The sequence below is a fragment of the Exiguobacterium sp. s7 genome (assembly GCF_018618195.1).
In the GTDB taxonomy this organism is placed as follows: domain Bacteria; phylum Bacillota; class Bacilli; order Exiguobacteriales; family Exiguobacteriaceae; genus Exiguobacterium; species Exiguobacterium mexicanum_A.
In genome coordinates this window covers 253168-272763 of sequence record NZ_JACSLO010000001.1, presented here as the reverse complement: position 1 = coordinate 272763, position 19596 = coordinate 253168, and the positions used below count along the sequence as shown (strand labels likewise).

The following is a 19596-nucleotide window of genomic DNA, read 5'->3' as shown; positions in this document are numbered from 1 at the left end:
CTTACTTTTATTATTTAAAGAATGATTGAATATCATTCCACGTGACGATCAACATGAGGAGCATGAGCAAAGCGAACCCGATAAAGTGGACGAATCCTTCCTTTTTCGGATCGATCGGCCGTCCGCGCACCGCTTCGAACAAGAGGAAGATGAGTCGTCCTCCATCGAGTGCCGGGAGCGGCAACAAGTTAAAGATGGCCAAGTTGACTGATAAAAGTGCCGTCCAGTTGAGGAGCATGATGAGCCCGCTCGCCGCCACTTCATCGGTCATGCGGACAATCCCGACCGGTCCGGCCAATTGGTCGACGCCGACTTGACCGGTAACCAAATCACCGACCGCGGAAAAGATGAGCGTCGACATCGTCCACGTCGTCTCAGCCCCAGTCGTGAAGGCTTTCGTCGGTGAACGCTCGAGCGCGTTCGTCACGCCTAGTATCCCGACCGTCTCGCCGTTTTGTTCGACCGCTTGCGGCGTGAGCGTCACCGTTTGTTCTGCATCATCCCGAATATACGTCACTTCGGTTGGCGTGTCAGCCCGGTCGGCAAGCACAGTCCGAAGGTCGAGCCAGTCATCAATCGTCTCGCCTTCGATGGAGACAATTTCATCTCCCGCCATGAGACCTGCTTGATCTGCAGCCGAATCTGGCTGCACCGTACCGATTCGTCCATCGTCCGTTGGCGTCCCTTGGACGAGACCGACGATGACAAGCAAGATGAAGGCAAGGACGAAGTTCATCGCTGGGCCGGCTGCAATCGCGAGCACACGTTTCCATACCGATTGAGCTCCGAACGTGCGGTCGTATGGGGCAATTTGAATTTCCATGCCTTGGTCGACGAGAAGCGTGTCCCGTTCAAGTGAATAGACACGGACCTCATCATCGACGAGTAACTGGATCTTCAATTCGCGAATCGAATCGAACTTGTCGACCGTCCCGACGATGTGCACGTCTTTTGCCTGGTCCGGCTGGAAGTAGACACGATCGACCGTGCCAGCGTTCGTCAGGCGTAACCCGACGTGTTGACCGGCTTTCACTTCGATCGGCTCAAAATCTTCTCCTGCCATTTTGACATACCCACCGATTGGCAATAAGCGAATCGTATACAGCGTCTCATTCTTTCTGAACGAGAGGATTTTCGGTCCAAACCCGATTGCAAATTCATGACAGAGAATCCCTGCCCGTTTCGCCATGACGAGGTGTCCCCATTCATGAACCGATATGAGTACCCCAAACATCAAAACGATGGCGATAAAAGTCGTCATTGTCTATTCCCCACCTTCACTTTCCTTGCTGAATTTGTTCTCGAACCGCTCGGTCGACTTGAAGGATCTGTTCGAGCGTCGGTTCTGCAATTACCGTATGTGTCTCCATCGCTTGTTCAACGATCCGTTCGATATCGAGGAAAGCGATCTCCCCGTTCAAGAACAGCTCGACAGCCGCCTCGTTGGCCGCATTAAGCACCGTCGGCATCGAACCACCGGCGCGCCCGGCCTCATACGCGAGGCGTAAGGCCGGATAACGCGTCAAGTCGGCTTCTGCGAAGTGAAGCGTTCCGATTTCTCTCAAGTTTAACCGCTTGTTCCCGTCGATTTCAAGACGTTTCGGGCCTGAGAGCGCATAGAGAATCGGTCCCCGCATATCCGGATTTCCAAGCTGCGCCATGACGGCGGCGTCTTTGAATTCGACCATCGAGTGGATGATGGACTCACGATGTAGCACCACTTCAATATCATTATAATCGATATCGAACAACCAGTGCGCTTCGATGACTTCGAGTCCTTTATTGAACATCGTCGCCGAATCGATCGTGATTTTCGCCCCCATCGACCAGTTTGGATGTGCGAGCGCCTCTGCGACGGTCACGCCGTCTAATTCATCCCGCGACTTGTCACGGAAACTCCCGCCTGATGCCGTTAAGATGATTTTCGAGACGTCCTCTCGGCGTTCACCGTTCAAACATTGATAGATGGCTGAATGTTCACTATCGACTGGAATCAGGCTGACCCCATGCTTCTTGACGGCTGCCGTGACGAGATGGCCCGCCGTGACGAGCGTCTCCTTGTTCGCCAAAGCGATGTCTTTACCTGCCTCGATGGCAGCGAGCGTCGGCTCAAGACCGACAGCCCCGACGACGGCTGTGACGACGATGTCAGCCCGCTCTGCGGTCGCACATTCGATCAACCCTTCAAGTCCGATAAAAAAGAGTGGTTCGTATGTAAGTCGTGGTTTGAGTTGTTCGAGCACTTCGATGTCTTTGGCGGACACGTATTTCGGCCGCAGGCGGTTGATCCATTCCTCGGCCACATCTACATTCGTTCCGAAGGCATAGGCCTCAAGTTCAAACAAGTCGGGGTGCTGTTCGATGACGTCACATGTCTGTACGCCAATCGAACCAGTCGCCCCGATTAAGCTGATTCGCTTCATCTTGACACTCCTTTATAACAAATTAAATACCCAGATGACGGTGAATACCGCGATCATACTATCAAAGCGGTCCAAAATGCCACCGTGTCCCGGTAACAGATGACCCGAATCTTTTACGTTGAATTGACGTTTATACGCCGACTGCACCAAGTCCCCGAGTTGCCCGACGACGGATACGACGACCGCGAGCACCAATACTTCGAGAATCGGCAACACCGGTTCGACGAGGACGTAGACGAGACCGACGACGATAGACGAGATGATCCCACCGACCGCCCCTTCAATCGTCTTGTTCGGACTGATTGAGGGCCACAGTTTTGTCTTACCGATTGCTTTGCCCGTGAAGTAAGCACCCGAGTCGGTCGCCCAAATCATGAACAAGACGAGAAGTACTTTGACGAGCCCATCCTCCGAAAGACGGACGAGCGCAAAACTAGAGAAACCGATGACGAGATAGACAGCAGATACAAAATAAAAACTCGCGTCTTCATACGTGAAACGGTTTTTTGTGACGACCGTCCAAAACAGGAGGAGCATTAAACCGAGCACCATCCATTGATTCGTCGACATCGGCATCTCGCCCATGACAAGCTGTCGCTCGAGCAACATCAATACGAACGGGAAGGCTACAAGGAGCGACGTCACAAGGAACGGAAACGCCGTCAACTTGTGATTGCGCATCATCGTGAACTCGCTCAGTCCAATCAAGGCGAGCACACCCATCAAGATGACGAACGGACTGCCCCCGAGGGCGATCAAGCTGACAAAAATGGCACCGGCCCAAAGACCGGTAATAATTCGAGTCTTCATGTCACACCCCACCAAACCGGCGCGTCCGCGCGTTATACGCTTCGATCGCCTCGACGAAGTGGTCTCGTTTGAACTCAGGCCATAACACGTCTGTGAAATGGAGTTCAGCGTACGCCCCTTGCCAGAGCAAGAAGTTCGAGAGACGCTGTTCCCCACTCGTCCGGATAATCAAATCGACGTCTTGCATATTTGTCATGAGACGCTGTCCGATCATGGCGTCATCGATGTCGTCCGGTTGGATCTTCCCTGCCGCTACATCGCTGGCGATATAGCGCATCGCTTGTACGAGCTCGTCGCGGCCACCATAGTTTAAGGCAAAGACGAGATCCAGACCTGTGTTCGTCGCCGTGCGCGTACGAGCCTCATCGACTGCATCCCGCGTGCCGCGCGGTAATTTTGACACATCACCTGCGACGAGGACGCGAACGTTTTGTTCGTCCAGTTCTTTTAAGTCCGTCTCTAAAAATTGTTTCGGCAATTTCATCAAGAAGTTGACTTCTTCTTCCGGACGCGTCCAGTTCTCCGTCGAGAACGCATAAAGCGTCAACGAACGGATCCCGAGTTCTTGGGCGGTGCGAACCGCTTCCCGGACCGATTTCATCCCTTCCCGGTGACCCATGATGCGAGGGAGTCCACGCTTTTTCGCCCAACGGCCGTTGCCGTCCATAATGATGGCGACGTGTTCGGGGATGCTCAGTTCCGCCTCGGTCTTCGTTTTAGGATTCACCCATTTAAACATACTCTATCCTCCTGATTGTATGAAAGAGGGACCCTCTCAGTAAAAGGGTCCCCACACAGCTTTTTGGTATACCACTTCCGTGATTACACTTCCATGATTTCTTTTTCTTTCGTCGCTGCAGATTCATCAATCTTTTTGATATACGAATCCGTTAACGATTGAACGTCATCCGCGTAACCGCGAAGGTCGTCCTCAGTCAAGTCCCCATCTTTTTCAAGCTTCTTCAAGTTTTCGTTGGCGTCACGACGAACGTTACGGACAGCGACTTTCGCTTCTTCCGCATATTTCTTCGTCACTTTCACGAGCTCTTTGCGACGCTCTTCCGTCAAAGCTGGGATGGCGAGACGAATGACGGTCCCGTCCGACGACGGCGAGAGACCAAGGTCGGCTTTTTGGATCGCTTTCTCAACGTCAGACACCATCGACTTGTCCCATGGTTGAATCAAGAGAAGGCGTGCTTCCGGTGTATTGATGTTCGCTACTTGATTGAGCGGTGTCGGTACGCCGTAGTAATCGACTTGAACCGGGTCCAAGATCGACGCGCTCGCGCGGCCCGTCCGAAGTGTCCCGAAGTCACGCTTCAGCGCGGAAACGGCTTTCTCCATTTTCTCTTCAGCAGTTTTCAATACGTCATTTACACTCATGAATTGATTCCTCCTACTACCGTCCCGATATGTTCCCCGAGTACGACACGTTTGATGTTTCCTTCTTCAAGCAATGAGAATACAATCAGTGGGATATGGTTGTCCATACATAGTGACGTGGCTGTCGAATCCATCACTTGGAGACCGTCCTTTAAGACGTCCAAGTACGTGAGCGTGTCGTATTTGACTGCATCCGGAACGAGTTTCGGATCGGCCGAATAGACGCCGTCGACGTTGTTTTTTCCCATCAAGATGACGTCAGCTTCAATCTCCGCTGCGCGGAGTGCCGCTGTCGTGTCTGTCGAGAAGTACGGGTTCCCCGTCCCTGCCGCGAAGATGACGACGCGACCTTTTTCAAGGTGACGCATCGCCCGGCGACGAATGTACGGTTCAGCCACTTGGCGCATTTCGATTGAGGTTTGGACGCGTGTTTGGACACCGTTCGTTTCAAGGCTATCTTGTAGCGCGAGCGAGTTCAATACCGTGGCGAGCATGCCCATGTAATCCGCATTCGCTCGGTCCATGCCGAGCTCGCTACCGGTCTTGCCGCGCCAGATGTTCCCGGCGCCTACGACGACGGCAACTTCGACGCCCATGGCGACCAATTCTTTAATTTGCCCAGAGATCGAATTGACGATGGCCGGGTCAATCCCGTACCCTTGATCTCCAGCGAGCGCTTCCCCACTCAATTTTAACACAATTCGCTTATATTTCGGTTCCATACTTTGCCTCCTCTTGCTTGAAAAAAGGGAACACGCTCCCTTAACGAACTAACTCAAGGTTATACAGACGTGTTCCCAATTTTGATAGCACCATGTGAATGATGCAGATTATTTTTTAAGTTGGTTCATTACTTCTTCAGCAAAGTTTTCTTCGCGTTTTTCCATACCTTCTCCAACTTCGTAACGTACGAATGAGTTGATACGGCCGCCTTTAGACTCTACGTATTTCCCAACTTTGAAGTCAGCGTCTTTAACGAATGTTTGGTCGACGAGGCAGATTTCCTCGAAGTACTTGTTCATACGTCCCGCAATCATCTTCTCGACGATGTTGGCAGGCTTGCCTTCGTTGAGGGCTTGCTCAGTCAAGACTTTCTTCTCACGATCTGCTTCTTCAGCCGATACTTCGTCGCGTGTCGCGTAAAGTGGGCGTGCTGCTGCTACGTGCATGGCTACGTCTTTTGCAACTGTTTCGTCTGTTGTACCGTCGAGGACAACGACTGAACCGATGCGGCCGCCCATGTGGAGGTACGTGCCGAAGACTGCATCGTCCGCTTTTTCAAGGACAGCGATGCGACGGAGTGAGATTTTCTCTCCGATTGTCGAAGCTTCTTCTTGAATGTGTGTTTCAAGCGTTTTACCCGCTACGAATTCAGAAGCTAGTGCCGCTTCAACTGTCGTTGCGCCTGAAGCAAGAACAGCTTTTGCTACGTCTGAAACGAGTGTTTGGAACTTCTCGTTTTTCGCAACGAAGTCTGTTTCTGAGTTAACTTCGACAAGCGTAGCTTTGTTGCCGTCAACCGCTACTGCCGTCAAACCTTCTGCTGCGATACGGTCGCCTTTAGCTGCTGCTTTCGCGATCCCTTTTTCACGAAGGAAGTCGATTGCTGCTTGCATGTCACCGTTTGTTTCAGTGAGTGCTTTTTTGCAATCGAGCATACCTGCGCCTGTTTTTTCACGAAGTTCTTTTACCATTGCTGCTGTAACTGCCATCGGAAATTCCTCCTTGTAAAACTTACAATTTTTTAAGAAAAAGCACTAAGGCTTTATATACGTGTCCTAAAAAAAGGTGATAAAAGGCTTTCCCTTTATCACCTGTTGTCTGACTGATTACTCAGCTTCTGTCGCTTCAGCTTCTGGAGCTACCGCTTCTTCAGCTACTTCTTCTTCGCCTTGTTTCGCTTCGATGATTGCATCTGCCATCTTCGAAGTGAGCAATTTAACGGCACGAATCGCATCGTCGTTCGCTGGGATGACGTAGTCGATTTCGTCTGGGTCACAGTTTGTGTCGACAATCGCAACGATTGGGATGTTCAATTTGTGAGCTTCTGCAATCGCGATCCGCTCTTTACGTGGGTCAACGATGAAGAGGGCATCAGGAACACCTGGCATGTCCTTGATTCCGCCGAGGAACTTCTCAAGACGTGTCATTTCTTTTTTCAAGATGATGACTTCTTTCTTAGGAAGTACTTCGAACGTACCGTCAGCTTCCATTTTCTCAAGCTGCTTCAAACGGTTGATACGTTTTTTGATTGTTGAGAAGTTTGTGAGTGTTCCACCCAACCAACGCTCATTGATGAAGTACATACCTGAACGGAGTGCTTCTTCTTTGATTGTGTCTTGAGCTTGTTTTTTCGTACCTACGAAGAGGACGTTTCCGCCTTCTGCCGCGAGTTCACGAACGAAGTTGTACGCCTCGTCTACTTTTTTGACCGTTTTTTGAAGGTCGATGATGTAGATGCCGTTACGCTCCGTGAAGATGTATTTCGCCATTTTTGGGTTCCAACGGCGTGTCTGGTGACCGAAGTGTACACCAGCTTCGAGCAATTGCTTCATTGAAATTACTGCCATGATAAATTTCCTCCTTGTGGTTTAAAAAAGTCCTCCGCCTCGTTCATCGTTGTATTCCGACCTTTCGGCACCGAGGAATACCATCCCGAGACGTGTGTGATGTGTTTAACACCAAAAAATACTATAGCATATGTCCGCCAATCCGGCAACTCTCACTTTTTACGAAGTTTGGCATATAAGGCGACTTCTCCTTCGCCTTTTCCGAGGAGTCGGGCCGTCTCCCGGACCGAATGGTGCAATAACACATCCTCCACGTGCGGGGCTGATTGCGTATCGTCGTCCGATGTCTCTCGCTTTGGCTCCGCATGGATCGACTGAGCACCAGCAACCTCTTCGTTTGAGGACGCTGGTTGTTTCACGACATCGTTCATCGATTCCATGAACGACAACAGGAGGGCCTCGGTCTCACGTTTCTCGTGCTCGAGTTGCGTGACGCGAGCGGTCAACGCCTGGACTTGACGAAATAAGATCAGCAGTCCGTAAGCGACGATACAGGCGATTGCGATATATACGATGGTCATCTCCATCCCTCCTTTACGATGTCTTTTCTTCTAAATACGAACGTCCAAGTGCAAGCTTTAACGTCTTTAACGCCTTGGAATGGATTTGGGAGATACGTGACGTCGACAGTTCCAACACTTCGCCAATCTCGGTCAACGTCAACTCGTCGAAGTAGAACAACGAGACGACGAGACGTTCTTTCTCGGACAAGTGCTCGATTTCGGTCGTCAGCACGTCGAGCAGCTCGCGCTGCAATAGCGTATCCTCCGGTTTTTCAGAGTCAGGGTCGAAATACGTGACGGACATGACCTTGCCTTCTTCTTGAAGCGTCACCGCTTCATCGATCGACAACATGTTCGCGAAGTACCCTTCCGCCATCGCCTTCTCGATTTCCGACACCGGTAGTTCGCAGGCGCTCGCGAGTTCTTCTTTTGTCGGGGCCCGGTGCAACTTCTGCTCGAGTTGTTCGGCGATGTGATCAATTTTTTTCACGCGTTCACGCACCGAACGCGGTAACCAATCAATTTTCCGCAGCCCATCGATGATGGCGCCACGTATCCGAAACGCCGCGTACGTGTCAAACTTGTTGTTGTGTTCTGGATCATATTTCATGAGGGCATCGTACAATCCCATGTAACCCAAACTTTTCAATTCGTCGCGTTCGACGCTCTTCGGGAGCGTCACGATCATTCGTTGCACGTGATAATGGATGAGGAACTCGTAGTGCGCCAATAGTTCATTCGCTGTATCCATATCGCGGTCAGTGTTCCAACGATCCCACAACTCGGTAAGCTGAGTCGTCATGTCGATCCCCCCTAGATTTCCTTAGTTCCTACGCTGACCGTTCGAATCGACAGGACGCAAGTCGCCACATCAAATTCGATCGTCCGTCCGTTATGCCCGCCACAGTCTTCTGCGATGAGCGGGATACGGTGCGCTTTCAGTGCGTTGCGCACGGCTTCGGCGTTTCGTTCACCGATCCGCATCGCCTCGTTCTCATACTTGAATTGAAACATTTGGGCACCGCCGGCCATCTTCGCTTGCAGCCGACCCGCTCCGGCCCGTTTCAACGACGCGACGAGCGCATCGATGGCCGTATCCGCATATTTTCCTACTTCAACCGTTTGGTGTTTCCGGGCAATCGCCGAATCCGGCAACATGACATGGGCCATCGCCGCGACTTGGAGCCGGACGTCATACAAGATGACGCCGACGCACGAACCGAGTCCTGCCGTTCGCAATTTGTTCGGCGCGGTCGTCTGCTTCCATTCCGCGATGCCGATTTTGATGACTTCAGCCATGGCCAATCAACCGCTGTTGTATCCGTTCGAGCGAGCCATGCGTCGGTAGGAACAACACATGCCCAGCACTTACTTTCTCATCGATGCGGAACGTCGTATCGATGTAGAGTGCCGCATCTTCCTCAGGTTGGACCGACGTGACGACGAATTCGACGATCGAACCCGCCATGTCGACCGCTGTCGCCGGGACTTGGATGGAGATTGGGGTATCGAGCCAATCCCCGAGCGCCCGGGCGTAAGCCCCGCTCATGATGTTTCCGATTTCTTCCCATGCCGACTGGCCGAGCTCGTCCGCCGTTTGGAACGAGAACGTGCTTCCGATGAGGGAAGCGACCATTGTTTCGGCATCATCGACCGGAAACAAGATGAGAATCATGCCGCTAATGTCACCGCCGAGCTCCAACAAGACGGACGCCACGTGACGTTCCGGCCCGCCGACGCGTTCCGGCAAATACGTGATCGGTTCCATCTCCGCCGAGGAGACGGTGATCGTGACCGGCTTGCCCAAGAGCGTCGACAATGCCGTCGCGGCATGGCCAGAACCGATATTGCCGAGTTCTTTCAATAAATCTTGCTCGAACTCACTCAGCATGCTGTTCCTCGAATAATGCGTTGGCATCGAGGAGCGAGAACAATTTGTCCTCGCCCTTGGCGATCGCCGTCAAGTGAGCCGACAACATGTCTCGGCTCGACTCCGGAATCGGCTCGATGCGAACGTCTTCACTTTCCACGACCTCGTTGGCCCGGTCGACGATAAAGCCGGCATCGCCTTGATTGAGTGAAGCGATCAAAATCCGTGTTTCTTCGGTCGGTTCGACTGCCTCGTAACCGAGACGGAGCCGAAGGTCGATGACCGGTGTGACGACCCCGCGCAGATTGATGACACCTTTGACGTGAGCGGGCGCGTTCGGGACGCGTGTGACCGGCTGTACCCGTTCAATCGAGCGGACCGACTGGACATCGATTCCGTATGTGTTCGATCCCAATGAAAAGACTACCCATTTTTGTTCCATCCTTCTTCCTCCTTAGAACAGATCGTTGCTGTCGACAATCAAGGCGACACGCCCGTCTCCGAGTATCGTCGCACCAGAGATGGCCGGGATGCCCTCGAGATAAGTTCCGAGCGGCTTCATGACGATCTCTTGTTGGCCAATCAAGTCATTGACGACCACACCGACGAGCTTGTTTCCTTTGCGGACGACGACGACCGGGAATTGCGTCTTCGTTTCCGTTTCGATCGCGAACATTTCTTTCAAATAAACGAGCGGGACGAGCTGACCTCTGAAGTCGAAGACGCGTTCGCGATGGGCCGTCAATATATCGGCCTCGTCGAGGAGCGTCGTCTCGAGAATCGATGACAGCGGAACGGCGTACGTCTCATCGCCGACTTGTACGAGCATCGCCGAGATGATCGAGAGCGTGAGTGGTAAGCTGACTTGGAATTTCGTCCCTTGTCCGACGACCGTCTCGAGCGTGACGACCCCGCCGAGCGATTCGATTTTGTTTTTGACGACGTCTAGTCCGACGCCGCGACCTGAAAGATCGGTGACGACGTCTGCCGTCGAGAATCCAGGTGCGAAGATGAGCATGGCTACTTCGTTGTCCGTCATCGCCGTCGCTTCTTCAGGCGTGATGACGCCTCGTTCGAGTGCTTTTGAGCGGACTTTATCGACATTGATCCCTGCCCCGTCATCCTCGATTTCAATGAAGACACGGTTGCCGCCATGGTAAGCGCGAAGCGCGAGTCGACCTTGTTCCGGCTTCCCGGCTTCGAGGCGGACTTCCGGCAACTCGATGCCGTGGTCGATGGCGTTACGAATCAAATGGACGAGCGGGTCACCGATCTCATCGATGACTGTCCGATCGAGCTCGGTCTCAGCACCGGTGATCTCGAGTTGGACTTTTTTATGGATATCTTTCGCGACCGAACGCACCATGCGCGGGAAGCGATTGAACACTTGCTCGATCGGCATCATGCGGAGGGTCAAGACGAGCGATTGAAGTTCGTTCGTACCGCGTTTGATTTTCTCGACCGTTTCGTTCAGTTCAGGTTGACCGACTTCGTCGGCGAGCCGCTCAAGACGACCGCGATCGATGATGAATTCTTCGAACAAGTTCATCAGACGATCGATCCGCTCTAAGTTGACACGAATCGTCTTCGCTTGTGCGACGGCCTGTTCTTTCGGTTCGTCCGCCTCCACCGCTTTCGGTTTCACTTCGGCCACGGCGACGCTCTCGGCACTGACGGCGACTTCCGGCGCACCGGCCGCCGCACTCGTGTAAAGTGTCACTTGGACGTGCTCGACTTCCGACACTTGGGACACGGCATGCTCAATCACGTCCGCTGACTCCTGAGATACGAACAAGACGTCAAATGAGAGATCGAACTGTTCTTGCTCGATCGCCTCGGTCTCAGGAACCGTCCGGACGACTTCGCCGAGTTCTTGGAGGCGATCGAACACCATGTAGGCGCGCGCCGCTTTCAACACGACGGCATCCGATAGCTTCACATGAAGTTGGAACGCTTCGAAGCCGGTCTCTTTCGCTTGCGTGATGACCGAATCGGTATATAGGTCGGCCGTGAAGACCGTCTCATCGACCACCGCGACTGCTTTCGGAGTGCTACCGATAAATGACTGGAACGCGGACACTGTCGCCGTCACATCGATGTTTGCGCCTCTGCCTCCCGTCTCGATATCAGCGATCATCTCTTCGATTTGTTCCATTGCCGAGAACATCGTATCGAGCAACAACTGGTTGCTCTCTTTCTTTCCGGCTCGAACCAAATCGAGCGCGCTCTCCATCTCATGCGTCAAGTTGGCGACACTCTCGTATCCCATCGTCGCCGACATCCCTTTGAGCGTGTGTGCCGAGCGGAAAATCTCTTGAATCGCTTCCTGACTGCCCGTCTGTTCTAGTTTCAACAGCTGGGTGTTAACCGATTGGATATGTTCTTGAGATTCGTCTAAAAACAATCCTAAGTATTCGTTCACGTCCATCTATAATGCCTCCCTGTCGTTAGACTCGGTTCCACTGACGTTTCAAGTTCCCCATCAAGCGTTCCATAAAATGACGCGGTTTCGGTGGCGTCCCGGTCAATGTTGTTAAAATCCGTTCAAGCCGCCAACTGATGTCACTCTTCCGGTCCAGATGGTAAAACGGGACTTGGGCGATGACCGCTCGTCTGACCGTGGCGTCATCTGGTAAATACCCGAGGAATCGAATCGATTTCTTTAAAAACTGCTCACATGCAACTTCCATTCGTTCAAAACATTGCAGCGCTTCTTCACCCGATTGGGCCCGATTGACGATCACACCGAGCGGTAAGTCCGGACTTTGACGATGAACGAGCTTCGTATAGGCATATCCATCCATGAGCGAGGTCGGTTCAGGCGTCAAGATAAGGAACATCTCATCGCATCCCTCGATGAACTGGAGCGACGTGTCTGTCGCACCGGCCCCCATGTCGAATAACACATAATCGTATTCGGTCAGCACTTCGAGTTCACGCATAAAAAATTGCATATCTGCATGTGAGAATTGGACTAGTTCGTCGAGCCCACTTCCCCCATGTAATATATCGACACCATGCACGTCTTTCTGAACCGAGGCGGCGAGCGGAATTCGCGCTTTTACCGAATCCATCATCGTTCGTGACCGCGACGCGTTCAATAAGATGTGCACGTTTGCCATCCCGATGTCGAGGTCGACGATCAAGACACGTTTCCCGAGCTCGACGAGACCGATGGCCGTATTGACGCAGACGTTCGTTTTACCGACCCCGCCTTTCCCGCTCGCAAAAGCGATTGTCGTCGGTGCGGTCTCCGTTTTCGCCCTCAGACGTCTTGCTTGGTCCATTGGGTCCACCCTTCTTTCTCAAGTAAACGATCCGTCAATTGGTCCGGCTCTCCGGCGACAAGGTCGTCCGGCACTTCTTGTCCATCCGTCAGCCAAGCGACCGGCAGTCCGCTCTCGCGAACCATCCGATACATCGCGTGAATGTCACTCGTCTCATCGGCTTTCGTGAAGATGAGCGACTGGAGCGGCAACGGTTCGAATTGGCGATAGATCATGTCCATATCCCGCATCTTCGACGTCAAGCTGAGGACGAGCGACAAGCTCGTTTCCGAGAAATCGTGATGTCGCTCGAACTGTTCGACGTACGCCTCGTCGCGGAAGTTGCGACCGGCCGTATCAATCAAGATGATGTCTTTCCGTGCGAACAGTTGTTTCGCTCGTTTGAAGTCATTGAAGTCGTAGGCGACCTCGACCGGGATGTCTAAAATCTCGGCGTACGTTTTCAATTGTTCGATTGCCGCGATCCGGTACGTGTCCGTCGTGATGAGACCGACCGAGAGCCCATGCTCGAGTTTGTAGTGAGCGGCAAGTTTGGCGAGCGTCGTCGTCTTGCCAACCCCGGTCGGACCCACGAGCATCATATACCGTTTCGGTTCGGGGACAGCCAAGAAGGAACTCCGGATTTGATCACGCACGTAGCGTTCGACGACTTCCACCGATTTTGTCGTGTAATACAGCTCGTTGATCGCTTCGTCCCACGTCTCACCACGGAACGACTCGGAGGCGAGCAGTGATTCGACATGCGCCAGCGCTGCGGGCAACCGTCTCGACGTCGACACGGTCGCCGCCTGACTTGATTCGTTCGTTTGTTGCGGTGGACGCGTCGTAGCCTTCACAGGCTTCGATGGTGCGACGGGTTTCGTCGCGGCACGCGGTTTGACAGCGAGCGGTGCTTTCTCGAGCGCGGCGATGACCTCGACGTGTTGCGATGCGAACAGGCCGAGCCAGCCTTTTTTCACTTGACGGGAGTTCAAAATCACGGCGTCGTCACCAAACTCCTGTTTGACTTTCGCCATCGCTTCCGCCATCGTCTTGCCGGTATATTTTTTGATTTGCATTTAAATCACCCCAATACTTTTCACTTCAATCGAGCTGAGCAGCTCGTTGTAGGCGAGAACCGGTACGTCCGGATAATATCGTTCGAGCAGTTGTCTCACGAACAAACGAATCGTCGGCGAGCATAAAATGACGGCCGAAGCCCCGTAGCGTTCGAACATCGACAGTTGCTCACCCGAGCGTTCGATAATCTCGCGCGCCTGTTCCGGGTCGAGCGCCAAATAGTTGCCGAACTCGGTTTTTTGAACGGCGTCTTGAATGAGCTGTTCGGTCTGGCCACCGAGTGTGACGACGTAGAGCGGTCCGTCCGGCGGGCTGACTTGGTCCGTCAATTGACGGGACAGGCCTTGGCGGCAATATTCGCCGAGGATATCGGCATCTTTCGTCACTTTTCCATAATCGGCCATCGTCTCGAACAAGAGCGGTAAATTGCGAATCGAGACGTGTTCTTTCAATAGATGACGGAGCACTTTTTGAATGTCGCCAATTGATAGGACGGATGGTGTCACGTCTTCGACGAGCACCGGGTGCGTCTCTTTCAAGTGTTCGACGAGTTGTTTCGTCTCTTCACGGCCGAGAAGGTCTGCCGAATGTTTCTTGAGCGTCTCCGTCAAATGCGTCGCGACGACCGATGGCGGATCGACGACGGTGTACCCGCTCATTTCAGCACGGGTCCGCGTCTCTTCGTCAATCCAGAGAGCCGGGAGGCCGAACGCCGGTTCCGTCGTTTCGATGCCGTATACTTCCGGGTCTTCAATGCCAGGGCTCATCGCCAAGTAATGATCGAGCAACAGCTCCCCTTCAGCGACGACGTTGCCTTTCACTTTGATGCGGTACGCGTTCGGAGACAGTTGCAAATGATCTCGGATTCGGACCGTCGGCAAGATGAAGCCGAGTTCGAGCGCGAGCTGACGACGAATCATGACGACCCGGTCAAGCAGGTCGCCGCCCTGCGACTCATCGGCGAGCGGGATGAGTCCGTAACCGAACTCGAACTCGATGGCATCGATTTGTAGCAGTGACACGACGGTCTCCGTCGGTGCCATTGGTTCTTCTTCCGGTAGCGGTGTATCGATGACACGTTTCATGTTGCGGCGCATCGCATACGCCCCATAGAAAGCGACACCGGCGATGATGACCGTCACCGGGAGCAGACTCGGTGAGATAAACCCGAGCATGATCACAATCGAGCCGGCGATATAGAGGAGCGTCGGATTTTGACCGAGCTGGTCGACGACGTCTTCTCCTAAATTCCCATCCGACACGGCACGCGTGACGATGATGCCGGTCGCCGTCGAGATGAGGAGCGCCGGGATTTGACCGACAAGCCCGTCCCCGATCGTCATGAGTGAGAACGTCTGGAACGCTTCACCGACCGGGAGGCCCATTTGGACGGTCCCGATGATGATTCCAAAAATCAAGTTGATGACGACGATAATAATCCCGGCGATGGCGTCCCCTTTGACGAACTTCGAGGCCCCGTCCATCGATCCGTAAAAGTCGGCTTCACTTTGAATTTTTTTTCGACGGATTTGAGCGTCCTTGTCGTCAATCAATCCTGAGTTCAAGTCGGCATCAATCGCCATCTGTTTACCAGGCATGGCGTCGAGCGTGAAGCGAGCCGATACTTCCGACACGCGTTCCGCCCCTTTCGTGATGACGACGAATTGGATGATGACGAGGATGAGGAAGACGACGAACCCGACGAGCACGTTTCCTCCGACGACGAAGTTCCCGAACGTCGCAATAACTTCTCCCCCGTACCCGGTCGAAAGAATCGACCGCGTCGTCGACACGTTCAATCCGAGCCGGAACAGCGTCACGATCAACAAGAGCGAAGGAAAGACTGAGAAGTCGAGTGCTTCGCGGGCGTTCATCGCGACGAGCAAAATCAGCAAGGCGATCAGTATATTAACAATGATTAAAAAATCTAATATGAACCCCGGTAACGGGATGACGAGCATGACGACGATCATAAGAACGCCGATCAATACCGCGAAATCTTTCGCTTTTACAGCCAACACATACTCCTCCTCAAGACGGTTGTTTCAATTGATAGACGAACGCGAGCACTTCAGCGATCGCCTGATAAAACGACTCGTCAACGACTTCCCCGATATCCATTTGGGCGTAAAGTGCGCGGGCCAACGGTTTATTTTCCACAATCGGGATGTCATGTTCTTTGGCCACGTCGCGGATGTTGAAGGCGACTTGGTCGACGCCTTTGGCGACGACGAGCGGCGCAAAGTCTTTCGTGTCGTCATAGCGAATGACGACGGCATAATGGGTCGGGTTCGTGATGACGACGTCCGCGTTCGGAATCTCTTGCATCATGCGGCGCATCGCCATCTCCCGTTGTTGTTGTTTGATTTTTGACTTGATAAGCGGGTCACCTTCACTGTTTTTATACTCGTCCTTCACATCTTGTTTCGACATGCGAATCGATTTTTCAAAATCGAATCGTTGATAGAAAAAGTCGAGCAACGCGAGTGCGAGCAAGGCGACGCTCACCCATAGTCCAAGTTCGATCGTGATGCTCGCGAGCGCGATAACCGATTCACGGACATGTTCGACAGCCATCCGGGACAGCTCTTTTTGGTTTTGCCAGAGCACGGCAACAGCAGTCGTCAGGATAATCAATAATTTGAATAAGGACTTTAAAAATTCGACGACCGCTTTCATACTGATAATCCGCTTGACCCCTTTGATCGGGTCGATGCGTTCGAGTTTCGGTTGGATCGCCTCTGCCGAGAACAACGTCCCGATTTGAAGATAGTTGATCAAAATCCCGAACACGACCGCGACGACGAAGAACGGTCCCACGATCAAACCGACACGAAGCAACAAGTCGGTAAGCATCCCGGACAATCCATTCGATAAGTCGAACAACAAGTAACTCGTACCGAGCAAATCTTTCGTCAACCCGAACAGTTGCTTGCCGAGATACGGACCTAAAAACGATAACATGAGAAACATCGCGAACAAGGCGAACGCGCCGGTCAAATCGGCCGACTTGGCGACTTGTCCTTTCTTGCGCGAGTCCTCCCGCTTACGCGGGGTCGCTTTTTCGGTTTTTTCTCCTGCAAAAAATTGAAGATCGACCGATAAGGTATATAGAGGCTTCATGAGGCGTCTCCTAGCAATGTCATAAAATCACGTAACACTTCTTGTAAAATCGGGATGAACTGGCTGATGCCGTTCAAGGTCAACCCCATCATGACGACCATGACCGAGAAACCAGCAATCAGTTTGAATGAGAATCCGATTGCAAAAATATTGAACTGCGGGGCCGATTTCGCCAAGAACCCAAGCGCCATGTCGACAAGCAAGAGCGATGCCATGAGCGGAAAGGCGAGCTGTAAAGCGACCATCATCGTCATCGTGACGACCTTCACGGCCATCATGAGCGACGCTTCACTAAAGTTGATGATCGGCTGGCCCGGTGGATATATTTGAAAGCTATAATAGATACCATCAATCAGCAGTAAATGTAAATTGCTCGACAGCATGATAAACAATGTGAAGATGTAATAAAAACGTCCGATCAATGGCGACTGGCCTCCGAACATCGGGTCATACGCCGATGCCATCGCGAGTCCGAGCTGCAAATCGATGACCCCTCCCGCAATCTGGGGCGCAAAGAACAAAATATTGATCAATATGCCGAGCACCAAGCCGATCAGCACTTCGTATAACACTTGCAAGATATAGGCTTGCCCGAGCTCGAGCGGCTCCGTCACCGTGAACATCGCATAGTAGGCTAAAAAAGCACTGAAGGCGACGCGATGCATGACAGGTAGCTGTCGGGATGAAAACAACGGGACGCTCACGAAGAAACCGGACAGACGTGCGAACGTCAAACCGTATAGACTGATAAAATCGACCGCGTTCATTTCGAGGCGACCTCGACCATCAGTTCAAAAATCAATCGGGTGAACCCTTCAATCTGTTGCAGCATCCAAGGCCCAAAGATGACGAGCCCGATAAACACCGAGACGATTTTTGGGACGAACGATAACGTCTGCTCTTGAATCTGTGTCGTCGCCTGTAAAATCGAAATGACGAGACCGACGACGAGTGAAATCAACAAGAGCGGCATCGAGATTTTTAATAACGTCCACACACTCTCCGTCGCCAAATAGATGACCATTTCCTGCGTCATATTCGTTCCTCCTACATACTTCTAAGCAAGGACTCCACAATCAAGTGCCATCCATCCACCAACACAAACAATAACAGTTTGAACGGCAAGGCGATCATGACCGGTGGAAGCATCATCATCCCCATCGACATGAGGACACTCGCCACAACCATATCGATAATTAAGAACGGCAAGAAGATCATGAATCCGATTTGAAATGCCGTTTTCAGTTCACTAATCGCATAGGCCGGGACCATCGCGAGGAGTGGGACGTCTTCGACCGACTCAGGTTGCTCATAGTTCCCATATTTAATGAATAATTGCAAATCTTCTTGGCGCGTGTATTGGGCCATGAACCGTTTCATCGTATTCCCCGCTTCTTCGAACGCCTCGTCTTGACTGATTCGGTCGTCCATGTATGGCGAGAGTGCCTTGTCATTCAACTCCGATAGCACCGGTGACATGACGAACAACGTGATGAACAGGGCGAGCCCGATAATCAGTTGGTTCGGCGGTGTTTGCTGCGTACCGAGCGCCGGACGGATAAAGGAAAGTACGACGACGACGCGCGTGAAACAAGTCATCAAGATTAAGAAAGATGGCGCGAGCGTGAGCAGTGTCAACACGACTAACAATTTGATCGAAGTTGATGTGCTGTCTGGCGTCTCTAAGTTGATCAGTTGTTCAATCGTCGTCATCGTTTCTTCCTCACTTCTTCAATCTGGGCCAATTGCTGTTTAAACGTGTCGAGAAAAGCCGATGTGTTCGAGTTGTTCAAGGCTGGCGCGTCGTGGACCGCTTCATCCATCGCTTCGGCATCGACCCGATCAAGCAGTTGAATCGAGTCACCGACTCCGAGCACGTAAACTTGTTCGCCGAGCTTGACGAGTTGCACCGATCGGTCTTTGCCGAGCGGTACCCCGCCGAGATGTGTCAAATGCTGTGCCGTTTTGACGCCTTGCGTGCGTGCGTTCAACCAACGCACGAGGACGAGAAAACCGCCGATGACAACGACCATGCTCAAGATGAGCTTGATCGCTGTCCCGACCGATGAGATGGCCGATTTCACCGGCTGGTCTTCAGCGTCTGGCTGTTGTTGCTCGAACTGTTGATCGACGGTGGCGGCCTCGACCGTGGCCGGGACGCTTAGCCCGACCACGAGAAGGATAATCAACCACCACTTGTTCATTGTGCGACCGTTTTCGAAACCGCTTCGACGACCCGTTCCGCATTGAACGGCTTGACGATGAAGTCTTTCGCCCCAGCTTGAATTGCGTCGATAACCATCGCTTGTTGTCCCATCGCAGAACACATGATTACTTTCGCGTTTGAATCAAAGCCACGAATTTCTTTCAAAGCGGCCAAACCGTCCATCTCTGGCATCGTGATGTCGAGCGTGACGAGGTCCGGCATGAGTTCACGATATTTTGCGACCGCATCCACACCGTTCTCCGCTTCCCCTACGACTTCAAATCCATTCTTTGTCAAGATATCCTTAATCATCATGCGCATGAACGCCGCATCATCTACCACCAAAATTTTTGCACTCATTG

23 protein-coding genes are annotated in these 19596 nt (G+C 52.6%); all 23 read right to left on the bottom strand.

Annotated elements, in window-relative coordinates:
* Positions 1-10: 10 nt before the first annotated feature.
* Positions 11-1261 carry an RIP metalloprotease RseP gene (rseP, locus tag KNP79_RS01425; protein WP_214752730.1) on the bottom strand — a complete coding sequence of 417 codons (1251 nt, stop codon included), beginning with the start codon at positions 1259-1261 and terminating at the stop codon, positions 11-13.
* A 16-nt stretch (positions 1262-1277) separates the two neighbouring features.
* Positions 1278-2423, bottom strand: coding sequence for a 1-deoxy-D-xylulose-5-phosphate reductoisomerase (dxr, locus tag KNP79_RS01420; RefSeq protein WP_214752728.1), 1146 nt, complete (start codon positions 2421-2423; stop codon positions 1278-1280).
* Between the two features lie 12 nt (positions 2424-2435).
* Complete coding sequence (locus KNP79_RS01415) at positions 2436-3233, bottom strand: phosphatidate cytidylyltransferase (protein ID WP_034777254.1); 798 nt, start codon at positions 3231-3233, stop codon at positions 2436-2438.
* A gap of 1 nt (position 3234) precedes the next feature.
* Entirely contained in the window at positions 3235-3972 is a 738-nt protein-coding gene (locus tag KNP79_RS01410; RefSeq protein WP_215190905.1) for an undecaprenyl pyrophosphate synthase, read from the bottom strand.
* A gap of 83 nt (positions 3973-4055) precedes the next feature.
* Positions 4056-4616, bottom strand: coding sequence for a ribosome recycling factor (gene frr / locus KNP79_RS01405; RefSeq protein WP_034777248.1), 561 nt, complete (start codon positions 4614-4616; stop codon positions 4056-4058).
* A complete protein-coding gene (gene pyrH, locus KNP79_RS01400) occupies positions 4613-5338 on the bottom strand; it encodes a UMP kinase (RefSeq protein ID WP_034777246.1) in 726 nt (241 codons plus the stop codon). The genes frr and pyrH overlap by 4 nt, the downstream gene beginning before the upstream one ends.
* A gap of 108 nt (positions 5339-5446) precedes the next feature.
* The gene (tsf, locus tag KNP79_RS01395) at positions 5447-6328 is read right to left on the bottom strand and encodes a translation elongation factor Ts (RefSeq protein ID WP_215190904.1); all 882 of its coding nucleotides are present in this window, start codon (positions 6326-6328) and stop codon (positions 5447-5449) included.
* Positions 6329-6445: 117 nt separating this feature from the next.
* Complete coding sequence (gene rpsB, locus KNP79_RS01390) at positions 6446-7186, bottom strand: 30S ribosomal protein S2 (protein ID WP_021067146.1); 741 nt, start codon at positions 7184-7186, stop codon at positions 6446-6448.
* A gap of 152 nt (positions 7187-7338) precedes the next feature.
* Positions 7339-7707 carry a hypothetical protein gene (locus KNP79_RS01385; RefSeq protein WP_138859593.1) on the bottom strand — a complete coding sequence of 123 codons (369 nt, stop codon included), beginning with the start codon at positions 7705-7707 and terminating at the stop codon, positions 7339-7341.
* A 13-nt stretch (positions 7708-7720) separates the two neighbouring features.
* Positions 7721-8491, bottom strand: a complete 771-nt coding sequence (locus tag KNP79_RS01380; RefSeq protein WP_034777239.1) for a FliA/WhiG family RNA polymerase sigma factor — start codon at positions 8489-8491, stop codon at positions 7721-7723.
* An 11-nt stretch (positions 8492-8502) separates the two neighbouring features.
* Positions 8503-8988, bottom strand: a complete 486-nt coding sequence (locus KNP79_RS01375; RefSeq protein WP_138859594.1) for a chemotaxis protein CheD — start codon at positions 8986-8988, stop codon at positions 8503-8505.
* Positions 8981-9580: a chemotaxis protein CheC gene (locus KNP79_RS01370; protein WP_138859595.1), complete on the bottom strand. Its 600-nt coding sequence runs from the start codon at positions 9578-9580 to the stop codon at positions 8981-8983. The genes KNP79_RS01375 and KNP79_RS01370 overlap by 8 nt, the downstream gene beginning before the upstream one ends.
* Positions 9570-10001: a chemotaxis protein CheW gene (locus KNP79_RS01365; RefSeq protein ID WP_034777232.1), complete on the bottom strand. Its 432-nt coding sequence runs from the start codon at positions 9999-10001 to the stop codon at positions 9570-9572. The genes KNP79_RS01370 and KNP79_RS01365 overlap by 11 nt, the downstream gene beginning before the upstream one ends.
* A 12-nt stretch (positions 10002-10013) precedes the next feature.
* On the bottom strand, positions 10014-11987 hold the full coding sequence (locus KNP79_RS01360; RefSeq protein WP_215190903.1) for a chemotaxis protein CheA: 1974 nt from the start codon (positions 11985-11987) through the stop codon (positions 10014-10016).
* A gap of 19 nt (positions 11988-12006) precedes the next feature.
* The gene (locus KNP79_RS01355; RefSeq protein ID WP_034777227.1) at positions 12007-12846 is read right to left on the bottom strand and encodes a MinD/ParA family protein; all 840 of its coding nucleotides are present in this window, start codon (positions 12844-12846) and stop codon (positions 12007-12009) included.
* Positions 12825-13904 carry a flagellar biosynthesis protein FlhF gene (locus KNP79_RS01350; protein WP_215190902.1) on the bottom strand — a complete coding sequence of 360 codons (1080 nt, stop codon included), beginning with the start codon at positions 13902-13904 and terminating at the stop codon, positions 12825-12827. The genes KNP79_RS01355 and KNP79_RS01350 overlap by 22 nt, the downstream gene beginning before the upstream one ends.
* Complete coding sequence (flhA, locus tag KNP79_RS01345; RefSeq protein WP_251126271.1) at positions 13905-15878, bottom strand: flagellar biosynthesis protein FlhA; 1974 nt, start codon at positions 15876-15878, stop codon at positions 13905-13907.
* Positions 15879-15936: 58 nt separating this feature from the next.
* Positions 15937-17028 (bottom strand): flagellar biosynthesis protein FlhB, encoded by a 1092-nt coding sequence (gene flhB / locus KNP79_RS01340; RefSeq protein ID WP_034777221.1) that lies wholly within the window; start codon positions 17026-17028, stop codon positions 15937-15939.
* Positions 17025-17795, bottom strand: coding sequence for a flagellar biosynthetic protein FliR (fliR, locus tag KNP79_RS01335; protein WP_034777220.1), 771 nt, complete (start codon positions 17793-17795; stop codon positions 17025-17027). The genes flhB and fliR overlap by 4 nt, the downstream gene beginning before the upstream one ends.
* Positions 17792-18064, bottom strand: a complete 273-nt coding sequence (gene fliQ / locus KNP79_RS01330; protein WP_034777219.1) for a flagellar biosynthesis protein FliQ — start codon at positions 18062-18064, stop codon at positions 17792-17794. The genes fliR and fliQ overlap by 4 nt, the downstream gene beginning before the upstream one ends.
* An 11-nt stretch (positions 18065-18075) precedes the next feature.
* Positions 18076-18741 (bottom strand): flagellar type III secretion system pore protein FliP, encoded by a 666-nt coding sequence (gene fliP / locus KNP79_RS01325; RefSeq protein WP_034777218.1) that lies wholly within the window; start codon positions 18739-18741, stop codon positions 18076-18078.
* Entirely contained in the window at positions 18738-19232 is a 495-nt protein-coding gene (locus KNP79_RS01320; protein ID WP_215190901.1) for a flagellar biosynthetic protein FliO, read from the bottom strand. Before KNP79_RS01320 ends, fliP begins: the two co-directional genes overlap by 4 nt.
* The gene (locus KNP79_RS01315; protein WP_021067131.1) at positions 19229-19594 is read right to left on the bottom strand and encodes a response regulator; all 366 of its coding nucleotides are present in this window, start codon (positions 19592-19594) and stop codon (positions 19229-19231) included. The genes KNP79_RS01320 and KNP79_RS01315 overlap by 4 nt, the downstream gene beginning before the upstream one ends.
* Positions 19595-19596 lie beyond the last annotated feature (2 nt).